Raw genomic sequence first — 16,629 nt, 5'->3', positions numbered from 1 at the left:
GCGGTGGAAGCGCTTACTGCACTTCTACCGCCAGGCTTTCACTGATCTTTTTCTGCCAGATGGCAGGACCGGTGATGTGTACGGATTCGCCCTTGCTGTCCACCGCAACGGTGACCGGCATGTCTTTCACGTCGAACTCGTAGATCGCTTCCATACCCAGCTCGGCGAACGCGACAACGCGGGACTTCTTGATGGCTTGTGCCACCAGGTAAGCGGCGCCGCCCACGGCCATCAGGTACACGGCCTTGTGGTCCTTGATCGCTTCGATCGCAGTCGGGCCGCGCTCGGATTTGCCGATCATGCCCAATAGGCCGGTTTGTTCGAGGATCTGACGGGTGAACTTGTCCATCCGCGTCGCGGTGGTCGGGCCAGCCGGGCCAACCACTTCTTCGCGCACCGGATCAACCGGGCCGACGTAGTAGATGAAGCGACCCTTGAGGTCCACCGGCAGGGTTTCGCCCTTGTTCAGCATCTCGACCATGCGCTTGTGCGCAGCGTCGCGACCGGTGAGCATCTTGCCGTTGAGCAACACGGTTTCGCCCGGCTGCCAGCTCTGCACTTCTTCCGGAGTCAGGGTGTCGAGGTTTACGCGGCGGGCCGATGGGCCGGCTTCCCAGACGATTTCCGGGTAGGCGTCCAGCGGTGGCGCTTCCAGCGACGCCGGGCCCGAGCCGTCGAGCACAAAGTGCGCGTGACGGGTGGCGGCGCAGTTGGGGATCATGCACACCGGCAACGAAGCGGCGTGGGTCGGGTAGTCCATGATCTTCACGTCGAGCACGGTGGTCAGGCCACCCAGGCCCTGGGCGCCGATGCCCAGTTGGTTGACCTTCTCGAACAGCTCCAGGCGCATCTCTTCGATACGGTTCTGCGGGCCGCGCTTTTTCAGCTCGTGGATGTCGATGGATTCCATCAACACTTCCTTGGCCATCACCGCGGCTTTCTCGGCGGTGCCGCCGATGCCGATGCCCAGCATGCCCGGTGGGCACCAGCCGGCGCCCATGGTCGGAACGGTCTTGAGCACCCAGTCGACGATCGAGTCGGACGGGTTGAGCATGGCCATTTTCGACTTGTTCTCGGAGCCGCCGCCTTTGGCCGCCACGTCCACTTCCACGGTGTTACCCGGGACGATGGAGTAGTGGATGACCGCCGGGGTGTTGTCCTTGGTGTTTTTACGCGCGCCTGCCGGGTCGGCCAGGATGGATGCACGCAGGACGTTTTCCGGCAGGTTGTAGGCGCGACGCACGCCTTCGTTGATCATGTCGTCCAGGCCCATGGTGGCGCCATCCCAACGCACGTCCATGCCTACGCGCACGAACACGGTGACGATACCGGTGTCCTGGCAGATCGGGCGATGGCCGGTGGCGCACATGCGCGAGTTGATCAGGATCTGGGCGATGGAATCACGGGCCGCTGGCGATTCTTCGCGCAGGTAGGCTTCGTGCATGGCCTGGATGAAATCAACGGGGTGGTAATAGGAGATGAATTGCAGGGCGTCGGCAACGCTCTGAATCAGGTCGTCTTGCTTGATCACGGTCATGAGTCGCGCTCCTCTATAAGGGAACATTCAATAAAGGTGGCTCCAGTGTTGCATCGGTCGGCTGGAACCACCTTTCCAAGGCACGCCAATGGTGCAGGCGCGACGCTAAAAAGGCGCGGCAGTATAACCCGGCGCGGTGGCCGATACACCCGACTATGGTCAAACTGTCGCAGGCATGATTCCCTGTGCCCATCCCCTGAGATTGAGACCTTTATATGCCTGAACTGCACGTCGGCGAACGCCACTGGTCGGTCGCCCCCGGCAGCAATCTGCTGGATGCGCTGAACCAGGCGGGTGTGGCTGTGCCCTACAGTTGTCGCGCCGGCAGTTGCCATGCGTGCCTGGTGCGCTGTGCCGGTGAGGTGTCTGATCGGCAGCCGGAAGCCTTGAGCCCGGCGCAACGCGAGGAAGGCTGGCGGTTGGCCTGCCAGTGTCAAATCAGTGGTGATCTGCGGGTCGAAACCTTTGACCCGACACGTGACGGTTTGGCCGCCCAGGTGGTGGGGGCCGATTGGCTGAGCTCGACGGTGCTGCGCCTGCGTCTGCAACCGGAGCGCGGCCTGCGTTATCGCGCCGGGCAACATCTGGTGTTGTGGGCGGGGCAGGTGGCGCGCCCGTATTCCCTGGCGAGCTTGCCCCAGGAAGAGCCGTTCCTGGAGTTTCACCTCGATTGCCGTCAGCCCGGTGAATTCAGTGATCGTGCCCGGCAGTTGCAGGTTGGAGACGTTTTGCGTCTGGGCGAATTGCGTGGCGGCGCGCTGCAATACGATCCCGACTGGCAATCCCGGCCGTTGTGGCTGCTGGCGTCGGGCACCGGCCTCGGCCCGTTGTGGGGCGTGTTGCGCGAGGCGTTGCGCCAGGATCACCAGGGCGCCATCCGCGTGATTCACCAGGCCCATGATGCGGATGGGCATTACCTGGCCGAGCCCTTGGCTGCGCTGGCCGCCCAGCATTCCAACCTGACCGTGGAGTTGTGGACGGCGGCGCAGGCGCCCCAGGCATTGGCACAACTGCGGCTTGTTTCGCGGCAAACCCTGGCCTTACTCTGCGGGCACCCGGCCCAGGTCGAGGCGTTTTCCAAGCGCCTGTTCCTGGCGGGCCTGCCGCGCAATCAACTGCTGGCCGATGTGTTCCTGCCCCGTGGTTGAGCGCTGAATTTCAAGGCCGCGAGAATTGCCATGACCGACGCCATCCTGCAATACCGCGAACGTGGGCTGCTGACCTTGCAGCTCAATCGGCCCGACAAGAAAAACGCCCTGACCCGCGCGATGTACACGCAGTTGGCCGAGGCGTTTGAGCAGGCTGATGCGGATGATGCTATTCGTGCCGTCCTGATCCAGGGCAGCAGCGCGTGTTTTACCGCCGGCAACGACATCAGCGACTTCCTTCAGCAACCGCCCTCCAGCCTCGACAGCCCACCGTTTCACTTTATGCAAAGCCTGCTCAACTGCCGCAAACCGGTGGTCGCCGCAGTGGCGGGCGCGGCGGTGGGTATCGGTACCACGCTGTTGCTGCATTGCGACTTGGTCTACGTCAGCCGCGATGCGCGTTTGCGTATGCCGTTTGTCAATCTGGGGTTGTGTCCGGAATTTGGTTCGAGCCTGATCCTGCCGCGCTTGTTGGGGCATGCGAAAGCGGCTGAATTGTTGCTGTTGGGCGAAGGTTTCAGCGGCGAGCAGGCGGCCGCGTGGGGGATTGCCACTGAGGCGTTGGCGAGCGGCGAAGCGGCGCTGGCCAAGGCGCGGGAAATGGCTACACGTTTTGAAGACCTGGCGCCGGGGGCGGTGCAGGTGACCAAGCAACTGATGAGGAGTGTGGATCGCGAGCAGTTGCGGCGGGTGATCGAAGAAGAGGGGGCGTTGTTTACCCAGCGGTTGAGGTCGCCGGAGGCGGTGGCGGCGTTGTCGGCTTTTATCACTCGGCGATGAAGCTTTGGTGATGGGGCTGGCCTCTTCGCGGGCAAGCCCGCTCCCACATTCGACCGAGTTCCTTCAGGATGTACGCGGTTAACTGTGGGAGCGGGCTTGCCCGCGAAGGGGCCCTCCAAGCCAACACATCAGCCGGTTTGAAATGCAAAAAGCCCCGCCATTCACATGGCGGGGCTTTTGTTTTTCAGCAGCCGATCACTCAGACCTGCGGGTCGCCCACATGCAGGATCTTCATGCCGTTGGTGCCGCCGGTGGTGTGGTAGCTGTCGCCCTTGGTCAGGATGACCCAGTCGCCTTTTTCCACAACGCCGCGCTTGACCAGCTCGTCGATGGCTGCCTGGCTGACTTCATTGGGTGCCAGCGAAGCCGGGTCGAACGGTACGGTGTACACGCCACGAAACATTGCCGCGCGAGCCTGGGCTTCGCGGTGCGGGGTGAACGCGTAGATCGGCACCGAGGAACGGATGCGCGACATGATCAACGGCGTGTAGCCACTTTCGGTCAAGGCGATGATCGCCTTCACGCCCGGGAAGTGGTTGGCGGTGTACATGGCGGCCAGGGCGATGCTCTGGTCGCAGCTTTCGAACTCTTTGCCGATGCGGTGGCTGGAGGTCTTGCTGGTCGGGTGCTTTTCGGCGCCGACGCAGATACGCGCCATGGCTTGCACCGCTTCCAGCGGATACGGACCGGCAGCACTTTCCGCCGAGAGCATCACGGCGTCGGTGTAGTCGAGCACGGCGTTGGCCACATCGGACACTTCGGCGCGGGTCGGCATCGGGTTCTGGATCATCGACTCCATCATCTGGGTCGCCACGATTACCGCTTTGTTGTGACGGCGTGCGTGCAGGATGATCTTTTTCTGGATACCGATCAGCTCGGCGTCACCGATTTCCACGCCCAGGTCACCACGGGCAACCATCACGGCGTCGGACGCCTTGATCAGGCCGTCGAGGGTTTCGTCATCGGCCACGGCTTCGGCGCGTTCGATCTTCGCCACCAGCCAGGCGGTACCGCCGGCTTCGTCGCGCAGTTTACGGGCGTATTCCATGTCGGCGGCGTCGCGCGGGAAGGACACGGCGAGGTAGTCCACTTCCATTTCGGCGGCGAGCTTGATGTCGGCCTTGTCTTTTTCAGTCAGGGCCGGTGCGGTCAAGCCACCACCACGACGGTTGATGCCTTTGTGGTCCGACAGCGGGCCGCCGATGATCACGGTGCAGTGCAGTTCAGTCGGGGTGGCGGTGTCGACGCGCATCACGACGCGGCCGTCGTCCAGCAGCAGTTCGTCGCCGACGCCGCAGTCCTTGACCAGGTCCGGGTAGTCGATACCCACGACTTGCTGGTTGCCTTCGGTCAGCGGGTGGCTGGTGGAGAAGGTGAACGGGTCACCGATCTTCAGCTCGATACGCTTGTTGGCAAATTTGGCGATACGGATTTTCGGGCCTTGCAGGTCACCCAGCAGTGCCACGAAGCGGCCGTGCTTGGCGGCCAGGTCACGCACCAGTTTGGCGCGAGCCTTGTGCTCGTCTGGGGTGCCGTGGGAGAAGTTCAGACGGGCAACGTCCAAACCAGCCAGAATCAGCTGTTCGAGGACTTCCGGCGAGTTACTGGCCGGGCCAAGGGTGGCGACGATTTTGGTACGACGGACGGACATGCACAGACTCCTGAGTTCAAGCGCTGAGGAAGGCTACTATGCTCTATCGTTGTAGTCATTGTTCGTTTGCACTACTTATCGAGGATTGACTTGTTTTCGCTGCGGCTGATTACGAACAACCTTGAAGATTTTCGACGAGGGGTCGATACATTGCACAAGACAGGAGAACCCTCATGCGAATTTTGCTCATTGCTGCCCTGGCCGTCAGTGTTGTCGGCTGCACCCGCTGGTCGATGGACCACCATTTGAACAACGCCTACCGCGCCTACAAGGTCGGCGATTGCGAGCGCGTGACCCTGGAATTGTCCCAGGTCGATCGTGAAAGCCGCAGCCGACGCTACGTGCAGCCGGAAGTCTCGATGCTGCGCGGGCAATGCCTGGAGCGGCAGAAACTGTTCGTCGATGCTGTGCAGACCTATCAATTCATCATCAATCAATACCCGTCGAGCGAGTACGCATACCGTGCTCGCGCGCGGCTCGATACCTTGCAACAGCTGGGGCATTACTCCGGCGCGAGCACCGCACAGGCACGTCCAGCGTCTTTGTGATGATATTCGTCATTTAATAGCTGGCCTGCTGCCAGTCTTGGGCTACTCTTTGAATGTTCGTTTGTACAAGTTTTCATTCGAACGGATGTGGGGCCCGGATTCGGCAGTTGTCCTGTGACAAACGTGTTGTTGTCACGTCGGAATCCAGGGAGAGCGAGCGATGTTGCTCGTTCCTTATCACTGGCACGGCCAGAGTCATGGCCACTGGATGGCGATCTCACCATGTTTACCGACCGACGGATCGAACGGCACCAGTTAACTTGTTTCCTCCAAGTATTTAACCGTCTAACCGATAAGCCAATCGGCTTTTTAGGTAATGTCTCGGAAGGCGGGCTGATGTTAATCAGCCAATTACCCATGATGGTCGGTGTCGACTTCGAGCTACGCTTGAAGATGCCCGGGCCTGAAACCTCTGTGCTTGTAGTGGATCTCACGGCGACCTGCCTGTGGAGCCGGGAAGATATCAATCCACAGCATTACGATTCGGGGTTCAGCCTGTCCCAGGCGCCTGCGGAGTATGGGCAACTGATCAACCTGTTGTTGCACTACTTCAGTTTTGACCACGTGCAGGCTTCCGCCTAGATCCAGAGCGCAATCGGCACGGCCAGGGGACCACCCCAGCCGTGGCTGCGCCCTCGGCGCTTCAGAATACTCCTGCCTTTTTCCAACCCAGGTAGCGTGTTACCAGATCCGCTCCCAGCGCCGATGGCGAGGTGTCCAGCACCGACAGGCCATGGGCGGCCAAGCGGTCGTGCAGTTCATTCCGGGTGTTGAGGTAGTCTACGGCGCCGCTGTAGGCCAGGGCTTCATCCAAGGTTTGCACCGGGGCCTGGCGCAGTTGATCGAGCACCTCCTCGCGCAAGCTTGCCACCAGCACCCGGTGTTGGCGGCTGATGCGGTTGACGGCGCTCAGCAACGCATCATCGTCCTCATCCCGCAGGTTGGTGACCACGATCACCAAGGCACGGCGTTTTTGTCGGGCCAGCAATTGGGTGGCTGCGACCTCGTAGTCGGCCGTGCGTCGGGTGGTGTCCAGGTCGTACACCGCGTTGAGCAGCAGGTTCAACTGGCTGCTGCCTTTGACCGGCGCCAGGTAGCGCGACCGCTCTCCGGCGAAGGTGCACAACCCCACGGCGTCACCCTGGCGCAAGGCGACATAGCTGAGCAGCAGGCAGGCATTGAGCGCATGGTCGAAATGCGACAGCTCGCCATCCTGGCTACGCATGCGACGGCCGCAGTCGAGCATGAACACGATCTGCTGGTCGCGTTCATCCTGATATTCCCGGGCGATGGGCGTGCGTTGCCGGGCAGTTGCTTTCCAGTCGATCTGGCGCAGGCTGTCACCCTCGCGGAACTCGCGCAGTTGATGAAACTCCAGCCCTAGCCCCCGACGTGGGTGTTGGCGAACCCCCAACTGGCTCAGCCAGTTATCCACCCCCAGGAGTTGCGCACCGTAGAGGCGGGCAAAATCCGGGTAGACACGGGTGGAGTCGCTGACGTCGACAAAGCGTCGCGCCGCCCAAAGGCCCAAGTGGCTTGGCAGGTGCACTTCGCAACGGCTGAAACTGAAATGCCCGCGCCGCAAAGGGCGTAGGCGATACACCAGCTCACTTCGCTCGCCGGGTCGCAACTCGATGGATTGGGGCATGTTCTCCACGCCCAGGCCATCGGGGACGTGGTCGAATACGTGCACGCTCAGAGGCTGTGGGTAGTCGTGCTCAAACCTTAGGTGTACCTCGCCCCAACGACCCAATGCCAAGCTGCCGGGCATCTGCCGTTGCACGCGCGGGGAGGGGCGCCGGCGCAGGCGGGCGGCATCCAGCAATGCCAGCAACAAGAGCGCCAGCAGCAGCCCCCAGGCGACCGAGTGCAGGGAGTCGGGCACCTCAAGCTGCAACGCCGCTGCAGTGCCCAGCAGGGTGTTCAGGCCCAGCAGCACAGCAAGCCAGGTCAGTAGCAGGCGGGTTGGTTTCATGGGCGGATCACTGCCGAGGGGCCGGGATCTGGTCGAGCATTTGCTTGAGCACCTGGTCCACGTCCAATCCGTCGATGTCCAGTTCCGGGGCGATACGCACCCGGTGGCGCAATACGGCCAAGGCGCAACTCTTGATGTCATCCGGGGTGACGAACTCGCCGCCGCGCAACAGGGCCCTGGCCCGGGCACCGCGCACCAGGGCGATAGACGCACGGGGGCCGGCTCCGATGGTCAAGCCGGGCCAGCTGCGGGTGGCGCGTGCCAGGCGCACGGCATAGTCCAGGACTTGCTCGTCCAGGGCGAGCTCACTGGCGATCTGCTGGAGTTGCAGCACATCTTCGGCGTGCAGCACGGTGCGCAGGGGCTGTACGTCGAGCATGTCGGCGCGGGATGAGCGCGTGACCTCACGCACCATGTCCAGCTCCTGCTGGGCATCGGGGTAGTCCATGCGCACCTTCAGCATGAAGCGGTCCAATTCGGCCTCGGGCAACGGGTAGGTGCCTTCCTGTTCGATCGGGTTCTGGGTTGCCAGCACCATGAACGGTTGACCAATGGGCAACGCTTCCCCTTCAAGAGTGACCTGGCGCTCCTGCATGGCTTCGAGCAAGGCAGCTTGGGTCTTGGCTGGGGCGCGGTTGATTTCGTCAGCCAGCAGCAAATGGGTAAACAGCGGCCCTTTGCGCAGCTTGAACTGCTCGGTGTGCAGGTCATACACGGCGTGACCGGTGACATCGCTAGGCATCAAGTCCGGGGTGAACTGGATGCGCGCGAAGTCGCCGCCAAAACACCGCGCCAGGGCACGTACCAGCAAGGTCTTGCCCAGGCCGGGCACGCCTTCCAGCAATACGTGGCCGCCGGCGATCAGTGCCGTGAGCACGTCATCGATCACTTGATCCTGGCCAATCACCGCCTTGCGCAGTTCAACACGCAGGGCCTGTGCCTGCTGGCTGGCCAGGTGCAGGGCTTCGGTCGTCGGAGCTGGTGCCGGGGAATATTCGCTCATAGGGCGTTCCTGAGAGTTTGCAGGCTTGCCACCTGGCGGCTGAAGTCGGCACTGGAAAGCCGTTTTGCCGGAAGTGGGCCGAGGGCCTGACTGATGACGTGAGAGGGTTGGCGTGTCAGCTGTTCAAGGGCTTGCTGCTGTTCAGCCGTGTCGAGGTGTTCAAAGCCTGGGTGGCGACGCCTTGCGGCGCGCAGGATGTCGCGCTGCAAGGCGTGCAACAAGACACCCTGGCCACTGCGGCGCAGCAGGAAATCGGCACTGGCCTGCAAGTGTTCCAGCAATTGTCGGCGCGCCTTGGGCGCGGGGGCGCGCATCGGGCCTTGCCGCATGCCGGCGTGCCAAAGCGCCAGGGCGAGCAGTGCGGCGAGCGCCACCAGGGCTTGGGGGAAATAGCGCAGCAACAAGGTGAAGAGGTCATCCACGTCGCTGTTGAACAGCAAGGTCACATCGGTGCCTTGGTTGAGGTACCACAACAGCCAGGCGTTGTCGTGCCTGCCAATTGCCGGGTACTTCCACAGGTCGCTGTCGGTGATCACCGTCACAATGCCTTGTCCGAGCTTGAGTTGCATCAGGTGGCTGGACTTCGCGCTGTTGGCGGAAAACTGCGCCAGGTGCTTGGGGTCGGTGAGGTTGAAGTCAGTGTCGAAGCTGAAATAGGCCGGAGCGGTTTCGTTGTCGACATAGAGCTTTGTCAGGTCGGGAGCCCGCTTTTTGCGGGCCTGGGCGGGCTCTTCAGGTTCGTCACTCAATGTTTGCTGGAGATGCAGGCGATCAAGCAGCAAATCGCCGCTTTTGCCGCTTTCTTCGTCCCACAGTGCTTCGGCCACCAACAACAGATGGCCGCCGGCCTTGGCCCATGCCAGGAGTTGTTCGACCTGGCGAGGCGACATGTTGCTGCGCTCCCCCAGCAACAACAGGCTGTTGCCCGTGGCGGGAAGGGTCGCCAGGCGCTCCAGGCCATTGGCATGCTGGACGCTCAGGCCGTGCTGGCGCAGGAAGTGTTCCGCCGCCAGGTAAGGGTTGGCCCTGGCTTCTGGAGAGGGGCCGTGGTCGATGATTTCGTCGTAGGGGACGGCGTTGCTCCAGAGGAAATAGCTCCCCAGCCCCAGCAAGCCCACGAGCAGCAAGCCGACCCACAAGAATGGCCGGTTCATTGGGACGCTCCCGAATTGAATAGGGCGCGCCAATGACTGCATAGTTGCTGTTGAGCCTGGACCGGGGGAAGGCGATGGCCATATGCGAGGTTTTGCCAGTGTCGTGTCAGCTCGTCACTGAATGCCAGCAGCTGTGGCTGTTCCAGCTTTTGAATGCGTTCCAGAACCTGGCCTTCGGTGTCCGCGCTTTTGAGTGGCAGGTTGAAGTCGTGCAACAGCCGGCTGAGCAGGCCGCGATAGAGCAGGCCGAGCGCTTCCCGTGGCTGCGTGGGCCAAAGTTGCTCAGCGGTGCTGGCGATATCGTCGGGTAAGGTTTCAGCGCCCAGCTCCAGGCCGAACAGTTGGGTGGGCAGCGGCTTGCCGGGTTTGGGTTGGCGTGGCCGGCGCTGGGTGACAAAGGTGTGCAGCCAGTCGCGATAGCGCCAGACCAACAGGGCAATGCCGCCTGCCAACAGGCTCCAAAGCAATACTTCCATGCCCTGGGCAATGTGTTTGAAGGCGTTGCTGTTGAGGTTGTCCAGCAATGCTTGCAGCCAGGCCGGCAGCTTGCCGTTGCCGCGGGGTTTGTTTTCAGCGGCGGGCTTTTCTTCGCCGAAGCGATAACGCGTGACAGTTTCCGGGTTTTTGAACGGTGGTTTATCCAGCAATGCCTTGATCGATTGGCTGGCTGCCTGGGTGCTTACTTGATTGGTCGCGGACGCCTCATCGGCCATCGCCGGGCGGCTGGAAGGGGCGCAGATCAGCACGAATACCAGCAGTGCAAGTGGCACCGCGCTGCTCAGGCGTTGACGCAGGCGGCGGAACACCAGCTCCAGGTCCCAGGCTTCCAGCACGGTGCGGCGATTGAGGTAAAGGCTGAAACCGCACGCCACGTAAATGGGTTCCCAGAACACCAGGATCAGGGCGTAGAACCCATTGCCCAAGTGTTCCAGCCAGAGCGCCTCTGACCCGGTGGCCAATGCCAGCCGTCGCCAGTCCCAATCCAGCTCCAGCTGTTGGGGGATGAACAAGTAGAACAGGGCCATGCACCCCAGCCACAGGCCTATCTCCAGGTGCATCCCGATAATGGTCAACCAGCGCCCGGCCCCGGCGTTGCGTTGTTGCAATACGCCTAGACGACGCTGGCGTTCCTTGCCATCCAGGCCTTCGAGTTGGCTGACGGGCATTGCGAAGCTGCGGCTCAGGCTGAATCGCCGCCAGGTCAGGCTGACCAGCAGTTGGCCTTTGAGCAGGCGCGGCCATTGGCGCACGGCTTGGCCAATACTGGGCGTTTCTGCGAACAGGGTTTTGGACAGGATATACAGCGGCAGACGATCAAAGGCCGGCTTCAACCACCAGAACAGGAACATGACCATGGAGGGGTACTTCCACAGCAGTGCTGTCAGCAACGCGAAAATCGGCAATGTGACCAACGCCCAACTGCCCATCAGCAGCCAGCGATGTTCCTGCGCCATGAGCACCCCAAGGTCCATGGCCTCCCAGGATGTGCGAGGGCGAATGACCACGCTTGCATTACTAAGGCGCATGGCGAATCCGTCCGGCAAAGATCAGGTAAGTGGCCACCAGCAGCCAGAGCAGGGCACCCACGAGGTATTTGAGCCACGGTGCAATGTTGGTGGTGGAGGACCAGTAGGCTTCGATAAACGCTGCGATCAGGAGGAACGCCATCACGCCGCAGAGCATCTGCACGCTTTGATGGGCCGCCAGCCTCAGGGATTCACCACGGGTCAGTTGTCCGGGAGCGATCAACGCCCAGCCCAACTGCAGGCCTGCCGCGCCAGCCAGGGCGATAGCGCTGAGTTCAAAGGCACCATGGCCGATCACGAATGACCAGAACGTCTGGCCGTAGCCGATTTCGGTGAGGTGGCCGGAGATCGCGCCGATGATCAGGCCGTTGAAAATCAAGAAGAACACGCTGCCCAAACCCAGGAGCAAGCCAGCGGCAAAGGTCTGGAAGGCGATACCGATGTTGTGCATCACGTAGTAGCCAAACATCATCCAGTCTTCACTGGACGCGCGCTCGGCGGCCCGCCCGAGACGGCTGGCAGCGGGGTCATACATGCTTTGCATCTCGGCCACCTGCTGGGGGCTGACGATGCTGTAGATCAGGTCGGGAAACAGGAACACCAGCACTGCTACGCCCACCAGGCTGCCGAAGAACAGCAGGCTGGCGGCCAACACAAAGCGCCACTGGGCGCGTACCAGGCGCGGGAAGTCCGCGAGTACGAAGCTCAGTACCTTCGCCCCCAATTGGCTGCGATGGCGATACAACTGTTGATGGCCACGCAGGGCCAGTTGCTGCAGTGGGTCCACCAGGTAGCTGCTGTAGCCGCGCTCCTGCGCCAGGGCGAGGTGTTGGCACAGGCGTCGATACTGATGAGGGAAGCCGGCCAGGTCACTGGCCTTGGCCTTGCCTTGCTCCAACTGTTCCAGCTGTGCCGTGAAGGCCTGCCATTGGGGCTGGTGACGGTGTTCGAAGAGGCTCTGTTTCATGTCGGCCCCAACAGGCCACGGGCCACGCCGTTGAGTTGCTCGACGGCCCGGGCCGGAGACACTTGCAAGGGCGTCGCGAGGATCGAAGCCAGTTCGTGAACCCGCTCGGCGGACAGTTCACCCTGGCGTTCGGCAAAGCCGAGAATGGCGCGTTGCTCGTTGAGGTCCAGGGCAAAGGGTAGCCGCAGGGCGGCGGCCTGGGGCACTTTGGGGCGTGGCAGGGGGCGTTCGTGGTAGATCACCAGGGTGCCGGCGGCCAAGTCGCCGAGCCGTTTGAAATGCGGGTGCTGCAGGCAGCTGATTGCCCCGAGAAAATAACCGAAAGGCAGCATGTCGATAAAACGCAGCAGGTTGCGAATCAACGAGGCTGACCAACTGATGGGCGTGCCGTCGTCCTGAACGACACGCAAGCCCATCACCTGCTTACCCGGCGAGCAGCCCTGGTTGAGCACTTCGAACAGCACCATATACCACCAACTGACCAGGAACAGCAGCAGCGAACCGATGCCGATCCCGAGGTTGCCGAGCAATGCCAGGGGGACGATGAGGATTCCCATGACCAGCCCGCGCAAGCCCAGGTCGAACGCAAAGGCCAATGCACGCGGCGCAAGGCCTGCTGGGCGCAGCGGCAGGTCGATGCCCTCCGGGGTCTCGATCTGGTAACGGGTGTCCAGTGGGGCTGATGGCATCGCGATCCTTGGCAGTGCAGTGTGGCTGGCAGACACGGATGCTAGCAGTGTCGGCGCCGGAAGCAACCACTCAAGCTTTTGCTGGATGTTTGTACAGGCGATATCGCGCTGGCTTCGAGCGCCTTGCAGCGCCTAGACTTTGCGCATCATCAGCACAGGAACAGCCCGTGACCTCCATTTTCTGGTACGACTATGAAACCACCGGCATCAACCCGCGCAGCGATCGTCCGCTTCAGGTCGCCGGTATCCGCACCGACCTCGAACTGAACGAAGTCGGGCCGCCGGTCAACCTGTACTGCCAGCCCAGCGACGATATCCTGCCCCATCCTGCCGCTTGTGCGATCACAGGCATCACCCCGGACATCCTCGCGCAAAAGGGCTTGGCCGAGGCTGATTTCATGACGCGGGTACACGCGGAGCTGGCAGCCCCTGGTACATGCGGAGCGGGTTACAACACCCTGCGGTTTGACGATGAAATGACGCGCTACAGCCTGTATCGCAACTTTTTCGACCCTTATGCGCGTGAGTGGCAAGGGGGTAACAGCCGCTGGGATTTGATCGATGTGGTGCGCACTGCCTACGCCCTGCGCCCGGAAGGTATCGAGTGGCCGCAACAGGACGGGCGCGTCACGCTCAAGCTTGAACGCCTGACCGCGGCCAACGGCATTGACCACGGCCAGGCCCACGATGCCTTGTCCGACGTGCGTGCCACCATCGCGTTGGCGCGGCTGGTACGGGAAAAACAGCCCAAGCTGTACGACTGGCTGTTCGAGCTGCGCAGCAAGCAGCGTGTAATGGACCAGGTACGGCTGCTGCAACCGATGGTGCATATTTCCGGGCGCTTTTCTGCTGAACGCCATTACCTGGGCGTGGTACTGCCGTTGGCGTGGCACCCACGCAATCGCAATGCATTGATCGTGTGCGACCTGGGCCTCGACCCTCAAGGGTTGCTGGACCTTGACGCCGAGACGCTACGCCAGCGCCTTTACACACGGCGTGATGAGCTGGCGGAGGGTGAGTTGCCGGTGCCCCTCAAGTTGCTGCACATTAATCGCTGCCCGGTGGTGGCGCCATTGAGTGTGCTGCGGGCGCAAGATCGCGAGCGTTTGCAATTGGATATGGACAGTTATCAGGCACGTGCGCTGCGGCTAACTGACGCACAGGAAGTTTGGCGCGACAAGTTGGCGGCGATTTATGCCGAGGAAGATTTTGCGCCGACCCATGACCCGGAGCAGCAGCTTTATGATGGTTTTATCGGTGATCGTGATCGTCGTTTATGCGAGCAAGTGCGCAACGCCGAGCCGGCACAATTAGCGAGCCAGTCGTGGCCTTTCGATGATCATCGGCTACCCGAATTATTATTTCGCTACCGTGCGCGTAACTTTCCAGAGACCTTGAACAGCGAGGAACAACAACGCTGGAAACTGTTCTGTGCGCAGCGTCTGACGGAGGCTGAGTGGGGGGCGCCGATTACCCTTGAGGCATTTAACCAGGCGCGCCTGGAGTTGGCGGTAAGTGCTACGCCGTATCAGCTTCAGGTGTTGGATCAGTGGCAGCATTATGCCGATTCTTTAGCGGCACGCTTCAATTTGTAATCGGGTTATTAAAAAGCCGGCCATAAAAAAACGCCAGCAAGCTGGCGTTTTCAATGTGTTGCGCATCAGGCCTTGGCCCGATGAGGCTTAGCCCAACAGGGTAGCCCAGCCTTCAACTACGTCACCGCCCCACTTGGCTTTCCACTCTTTCAGCGTTTTGTGGTTGCCACCTTTGGTTTCAATCACTTCGCCGTTGTGCGGGTTTTTGTATTGCTTGACCTTGCGTGCACGCTTGGTGCCGGTAGTTTTCACTGCGCCACGTGGTGCCTTAACTTTCGACTCTGGGTCCAGCAGCGCGATGATGTCACGCAGGGACTTGGAGTATTCACCCATCAGGGTGCGCAGTTTGCCTTCGAATTCCAGTTCAGTTTGCAGCTTGTCGTCTTGCGACAGATTCTTCAAACGGGCTTGTAGCTCTTTGATAGCTTCTTCGGTGGCGCGGTATTCGTTGATCAGGGACATGTGGACTACCTTATGTAGAGCGCTGATTGACAGGACGTGGACCAATAATAGTCAGGCCAAATCCTCAAGTAAACATTTAAGGGTGTATTTATGTGAATTACGTTGAATGTTTGTGGCAGTGCCTTGCGTTCGAGTTAATTAATAGGGCGTAGGCCGCAAAGATAATCTCCTTAAAAAGGCCTAACTGCTCAATCTTGCAGTTAGGTGTTCATATAACGGTGGTAAAACCTTACGCTGTTAAGGGATGTGTTCGGGGCGAGCGCTCAGAATGGGCGCAACGGATACTGCAGTTTTTCTGCGTTGTCGCTAGAATGGCGGCCTTTGCGAAGTTCTGGAGTTTCCCCCTAATGCGCACTTTTCGGCTGGTGATTGCTTGCCCGGACCGGGTTGGTATCGTTGCCAAAGTCAGTAATTTCCTGGCCTCCCACAACGGCTGGATCACCGAGGCGAGCCATCACTCGGACAATCTCAGCGGTTGGTTTTTCATGCGTCACGAGATTCGTGCCGATTCGCTGCCCTTTGGTCTTGATGCCTTCCGCGACGCATTTGCGCCGATTGCCGAAGAGTTCTCGATGACCTGGCACATCACCGACACCGAGCAGAAGAAGCGCGTGGTGCTGATGGCCAGTCGCGAATCCCACTGCCTCGCCGACTTGCTGCACCGCTGGCACAGTGATGAGCTGGACTGCGAGATCGCCTGTGTGATTTCCAACCATGATGACCTGCGCAGTATGGTCGAGTGGCATGGCATCCCGTATTACCACGTGCCGGTCAACCCGCAGGACAAGGAGCCGGCCTTTGCCGAGGTTTCCCGCCTGGTCAAGCAGCATGAAGCCGACGTCGTGGTGCTGGCGCGCTACATGCAGATCCTGCCGCCGGAGCTGTGCAGTGAGTACGCGGGCAAGGTGATCAACATTCACCACAGCTTCCTGCCGTCGTTTGTTGGCGCCAAGCCTTATCACCAGGCTTCGCTGCGCGGCGTGAAGCTGATTGGTGCAACGTGCCACTACGTGACTGAAGAGCTTGACGCCGGCCCGATCATCGAGCAGGACGTGGTACGCGTCAGCCACAGCGACAGCATTGAAGATATGGTGCGCTTCGGTCGCGACGTTGAGAAGATGGTGCTGGCCCGTGGCCTGCGCTATCACCTGGAAGACCGCGTGTTGGTACACGGCAACAAGACTGTCGTGTTCTGATCATCGCGTTGTGATTGAAGAATGAAGGGCCTGGGCGTTAAATCGTCCCAGGCCCTTTTTCTTTGCCTGCCGTTAAGGAGTGGACCATGAGCGATCCGCTGGACAAAGCCACATCCAAAGCCCCGGCGACGTTGGGGGAGGGTTGTTTGAGTCGGTATGACCCCGATGACCTCGACGCTGAAGACGGTACCGAATTCCCGGGGGCCGCCGAGCTGTGGGAACGTGAGCAGGGCAAGGCCGAAGACGACGAAGCGTAACGGCTTGCCCTTGATGAGCACAGGTATCTACATAACTACTAGACCTGATAAAGCCCAAGTTCTGGCTCTGGCTCTGGCTCTGGCTCTGGCTCTGGCTTTTCAGCTTTTGATCTTAGGCGCCCCATGACGGCGGCCCACGGA

Annotated in this window: 16 protein-coding genes; 7 read left to right on the top strand and 9 right to left on the bottom strand. The window is 61.0% G+C overall.

What is annotated here, in order from left to right:
• Positions 1-13: 13 nt before the first annotated feature.
• Positions 14-1,537, bottom strand: a complete 1,524-nt coding sequence (locus DBR46_RS03020) for a fumarate hydratase (RefSeq protein WP_016971118.1) — start codon at positions 1,535-1,537, stop codon at positions 14-16.
• A 215-nt stretch (positions 1,538-1,752) separates the two neighbouring features.
• On the opposite strand from DBR46_RS03020, the gene DBR46_RS03015 reads away from it, so the two are divergent.
• Together DBR46_RS03015 and DBR46_RS03010 are read left to right on the top strand one after the other, a co-directional pair.
• Positions 1,753-2,685, top strand: a complete 933-nt coding sequence (locus tag DBR46_RS03015; protein WP_124524972.1) for an iron-sulfur-binding ferredoxin reductase — start codon at positions 1,753-1,755, stop codon at positions 2,683-2,685.
• 30 nt (positions 2,686-2,715) lie between these two features.
• Positions 2,716-3,465 (top strand): enoyl-CoA hydratase-related protein, encoded by a 750-nt coding sequence (locus tag DBR46_RS03010; RefSeq protein WP_124524971.1) that lies wholly within the window; start codon positions 2,716-2,718, stop codon positions 3,463-3,465.
• A gap of 199 nt (positions 3,466-3,664) precedes the next feature.
• Here DBR46_RS03010 and pyk read toward each other — a convergent pair whose 3' ends face one another.
• The gene (gene pyk, locus DBR46_RS03005) at positions 3,665-5,116 is read right to left on the bottom strand and encodes a pyruvate kinase (RefSeq protein WP_124524970.1); all 1,452 of its coding nucleotides are present in this window, start codon (positions 5,114-5,116) and stop codon (positions 3,665-3,667) included.
• A 173-nt stretch (positions 5,117-5,289) separates the two neighbouring features.
• Between pyk and DBR46_RS03000 the strand changes: the two genes are divergently transcribed.
• Both DBR46_RS03000 and DBR46_RS02995 read left to right on the top strand, forming a co-directional pair.
• A complete protein-coding gene (locus tag DBR46_RS03000; protein WP_124524969.1) occupies positions 5,290-5,664 on the top strand; it encodes a tetratricopeptide repeat protein in 375 nt (124 codons plus the stop codon).
• Positions 5,665-5,886: 222 nt separating this feature from the next.
• Positions 5,887-6,246, top strand: coding sequence for a PilZ domain-containing protein (locus DBR46_RS02995; RefSeq protein WP_124524968.1), 360 nt, complete (start codon positions 5,887-5,889; stop codon positions 6,244-6,246).
• A 61-nt stretch (positions 6,247-6,307) separates the two neighbouring features.
• Here the strand turns inward: DBR46_RS02995 and DBR46_RS02990 are convergent, their stop codons facing one another.
• The 6 genes from DBR46_RS02990 to DBR46_RS02965 are packed head-to-tail and all read right to left on the bottom strand — an operon-like array spanning position 6,308 to position 12,978.
• Entirely contained in the window at positions 6,308-7,639 is a 1,332-nt protein-coding gene (locus DBR46_RS02990) for a DUF58 domain-containing protein (protein ID WP_124524967.1), read from the bottom strand.
• A 7-nt stretch (positions 7,640-7,646) separates the two neighbouring features.
• Positions 7,647-8,642: a MoxR family ATPase gene (locus DBR46_RS02985; RefSeq protein WP_124524966.1), complete on the bottom strand. Its 996-nt coding sequence runs from the start codon at positions 8,640-8,642 to the stop codon at positions 7,647-7,649.
• Entirely contained in the window at positions 8,639-9,796 is a 1,158-nt protein-coding gene (locus DBR46_RS02980) for a DUF4350 domain-containing protein (protein WP_124524965.1), read from the bottom strand. The genes DBR46_RS02985 and DBR46_RS02980 overlap by 4 nt, the downstream gene beginning before the upstream one ends.
• Entirely contained in the window at positions 9,793-11,322 is a 1,530-nt protein-coding gene (locus DBR46_RS02975) for a DUF4129 domain-containing protein (RefSeq protein ID WP_124524964.1), read from the bottom strand. The genes DBR46_RS02980 and DBR46_RS02975 overlap by 4 nt, the downstream gene beginning before the upstream one ends.
• Positions 11,312-12,289, bottom strand: coding sequence for a stage II sporulation protein M (locus DBR46_RS02970; RefSeq protein ID WP_124524963.1), 978 nt, complete (start codon positions 12,287-12,289; stop codon positions 11,312-11,314). Before DBR46_RS02970 ends, DBR46_RS02975 begins: the two co-directional genes overlap by 11 nt.
• Positions 12,286-12,978 carry an RDD family protein gene (locus DBR46_RS02965; RefSeq protein ID WP_124524962.1) on the bottom strand — a complete coding sequence of 231 codons (693 nt, stop codon included), beginning with the start codon at positions 12,976-12,978 and terminating at the stop codon, positions 12,286-12,288. The genes DBR46_RS02970 and DBR46_RS02965 overlap by 4 nt, the downstream gene beginning before the upstream one ends.
• 167 nt (positions 12,979-13,145) lie before the next feature.
• Here DBR46_RS02965 and sbcB point away from each other — a divergent pair, with 167 nt between their 5' ends.
• The gene (gene sbcB / locus DBR46_RS02960) at positions 13,146-14,573 is read left to right on the top strand and encodes an exodeoxyribonuclease I (RefSeq protein WP_124524961.1); all 1,428 of its coding nucleotides are present in this window, start codon (positions 13,146-13,148) and stop codon (positions 14,571-14,573) included.
• A gap of 87 nt (positions 14,574-14,660) precedes the next feature.
• Here sbcB and mvaT read toward each other — a convergent pair whose 3' ends face one another.
• Positions 14,661-15,035 (bottom strand): histone-like nucleoid-structuring protein MvaT, encoded by a 375-nt coding sequence (mvaT, locus tag DBR46_RS02955; RefSeq protein WP_005790963.1) that lies wholly within the window; start codon positions 15,033-15,035, stop codon positions 14,661-14,663.
• Between the two features lie 347 nt (positions 15,036-15,382).
• On the opposite strand from mvaT, the gene purU reads away from it, so the two are divergent.
• Together purU and DBR46_RS30280 are read left to right on the top strand one after the other, a co-directional pair.
• Positions 15,383-16,231 (top strand): formyltetrahydrofolate deformylase, encoded by an 849-nt coding sequence (gene purU, locus DBR46_RS02950; RefSeq protein WP_124524960.1) that lies wholly within the window; start codon positions 15,383-15,385, stop codon positions 16,229-16,231.
• Positions 16,232-16,317: 86 nt separating this feature from the next.
• Positions 16,318-16,488 (top strand): hypothetical protein, encoded by a 171-nt coding sequence (locus tag DBR46_RS30280; RefSeq protein WP_177413984.1) that lies wholly within the window; start codon positions 16,318-16,320, stop codon positions 16,486-16,488.
• Positions 16,489-16,629: the final 141 nt, after the last annotated feature.

Source organism: Pseudomonas sp. KBW05 (assembly GCF_003852405.1).
GTDB lineage: Bacteria > Pseudomonadota > Gammaproteobacteria > Pseudomonadales > Pseudomonadaceae > Aquipseudomonas.
Note: the sequence above shows the minus strand (reverse complement) of the source record. Positions and strands in the feature narration are given on the sequence as shown.

Coding starts and splice junctions, on each gene's coding strand:
- DBR46_RS03020 (WP_016971118.1), bottom strand. CDS start 1,537: ATGACCGTGATCAAGCAAGACGACCTGATTCAGAGCGTTGCCGACGCC.
- DBR46_RS03015 (WP_124524972.1), top strand. CDS start 1,753: ATGCCTGAACTGCACGTCGGCGAACGCCACTGGTCGGTCGCCCCCGGC.
- DBR46_RS03010 (WP_124524971.1), top strand. CDS start 2,716: ATGACCGACGCCATCCTGCAATACCGCGAACGTGGGCTGCTGACCTTG.
- pyk (WP_124524970.1), bottom strand. CDS start 5,116: ATGTCCGTCCGTCGTACCAAAATCGTCGCCACCCTTGGCCCGGCCAGT.
- DBR46_RS03000 (WP_124524969.1), top strand. CDS start 5,290: ATGCGAATTTTGCTCATTGCTGCCCTGGCCGTCAGTGTTGTCGGCTGC.
- DBR46_RS02995 (WP_124524968.1), top strand. CDS start 5,887: ATGTTTACCGACCGACGGATCGAACGGCACCAGTTAACTTGTTTCCTC.
- DBR46_RS02990 (WP_124524967.1), bottom strand. CDS start 7,639: ATGAAACCAACCCGCCTGCTACTGACCTGGCTTGCTGTGCTGCTGGGC.
- DBR46_RS02985 (WP_124524966.1), bottom strand. CDS start 8,642: ATGAGCGAATATTCCCCGGCACCAGCTCCGACGACCGAAGCCCTGCAC.
- DBR46_RS02980 (WP_124524965.1), bottom strand. CDS start 9,796: ATGAACCGGCCATTCTTGTGGGTCGGCTTGCTGCTCGTGGGCTTGCTG.
- DBR46_RS02975 (WP_124524964.1), bottom strand. CDS start 11,322: ATGCGCCTTAGTAATGCAAGCGTGGTCATTCGCCCTCGCACATCCTGG.
- DBR46_RS02970 (WP_124524963.1), bottom strand. CDS start 12,289: ATGAAACAGAGCCTCTTCGAACACCGTCACCAGCCCCAATGGCAGGCC.
- DBR46_RS02965 (WP_124524962.1), bottom strand. CDS start 12,978: ATGCCATCAGCCCCACTGGACACCCGTTACCAGATCGAGACCCCGGAG.
- mvaT (WP_005790963.1), bottom strand. CDS start 15,035: ATGTCCCTGATCAACGAATACCGCGCCACCGAAGAAGCTATCAAAGAG.
- purU (WP_124524960.1), top strand. CDS start 15,383: ATGCGCACTTTTCGGCTGGTGATTGCTTGCCCGGACCGGGTTGGTATC.
- DBR46_RS30280 (WP_177413984.1), top strand. CDS start 16,318: ATGAGCGATCCGCTGGACAAAGCCACATCCAAAGCCCCGGCGACGTTG.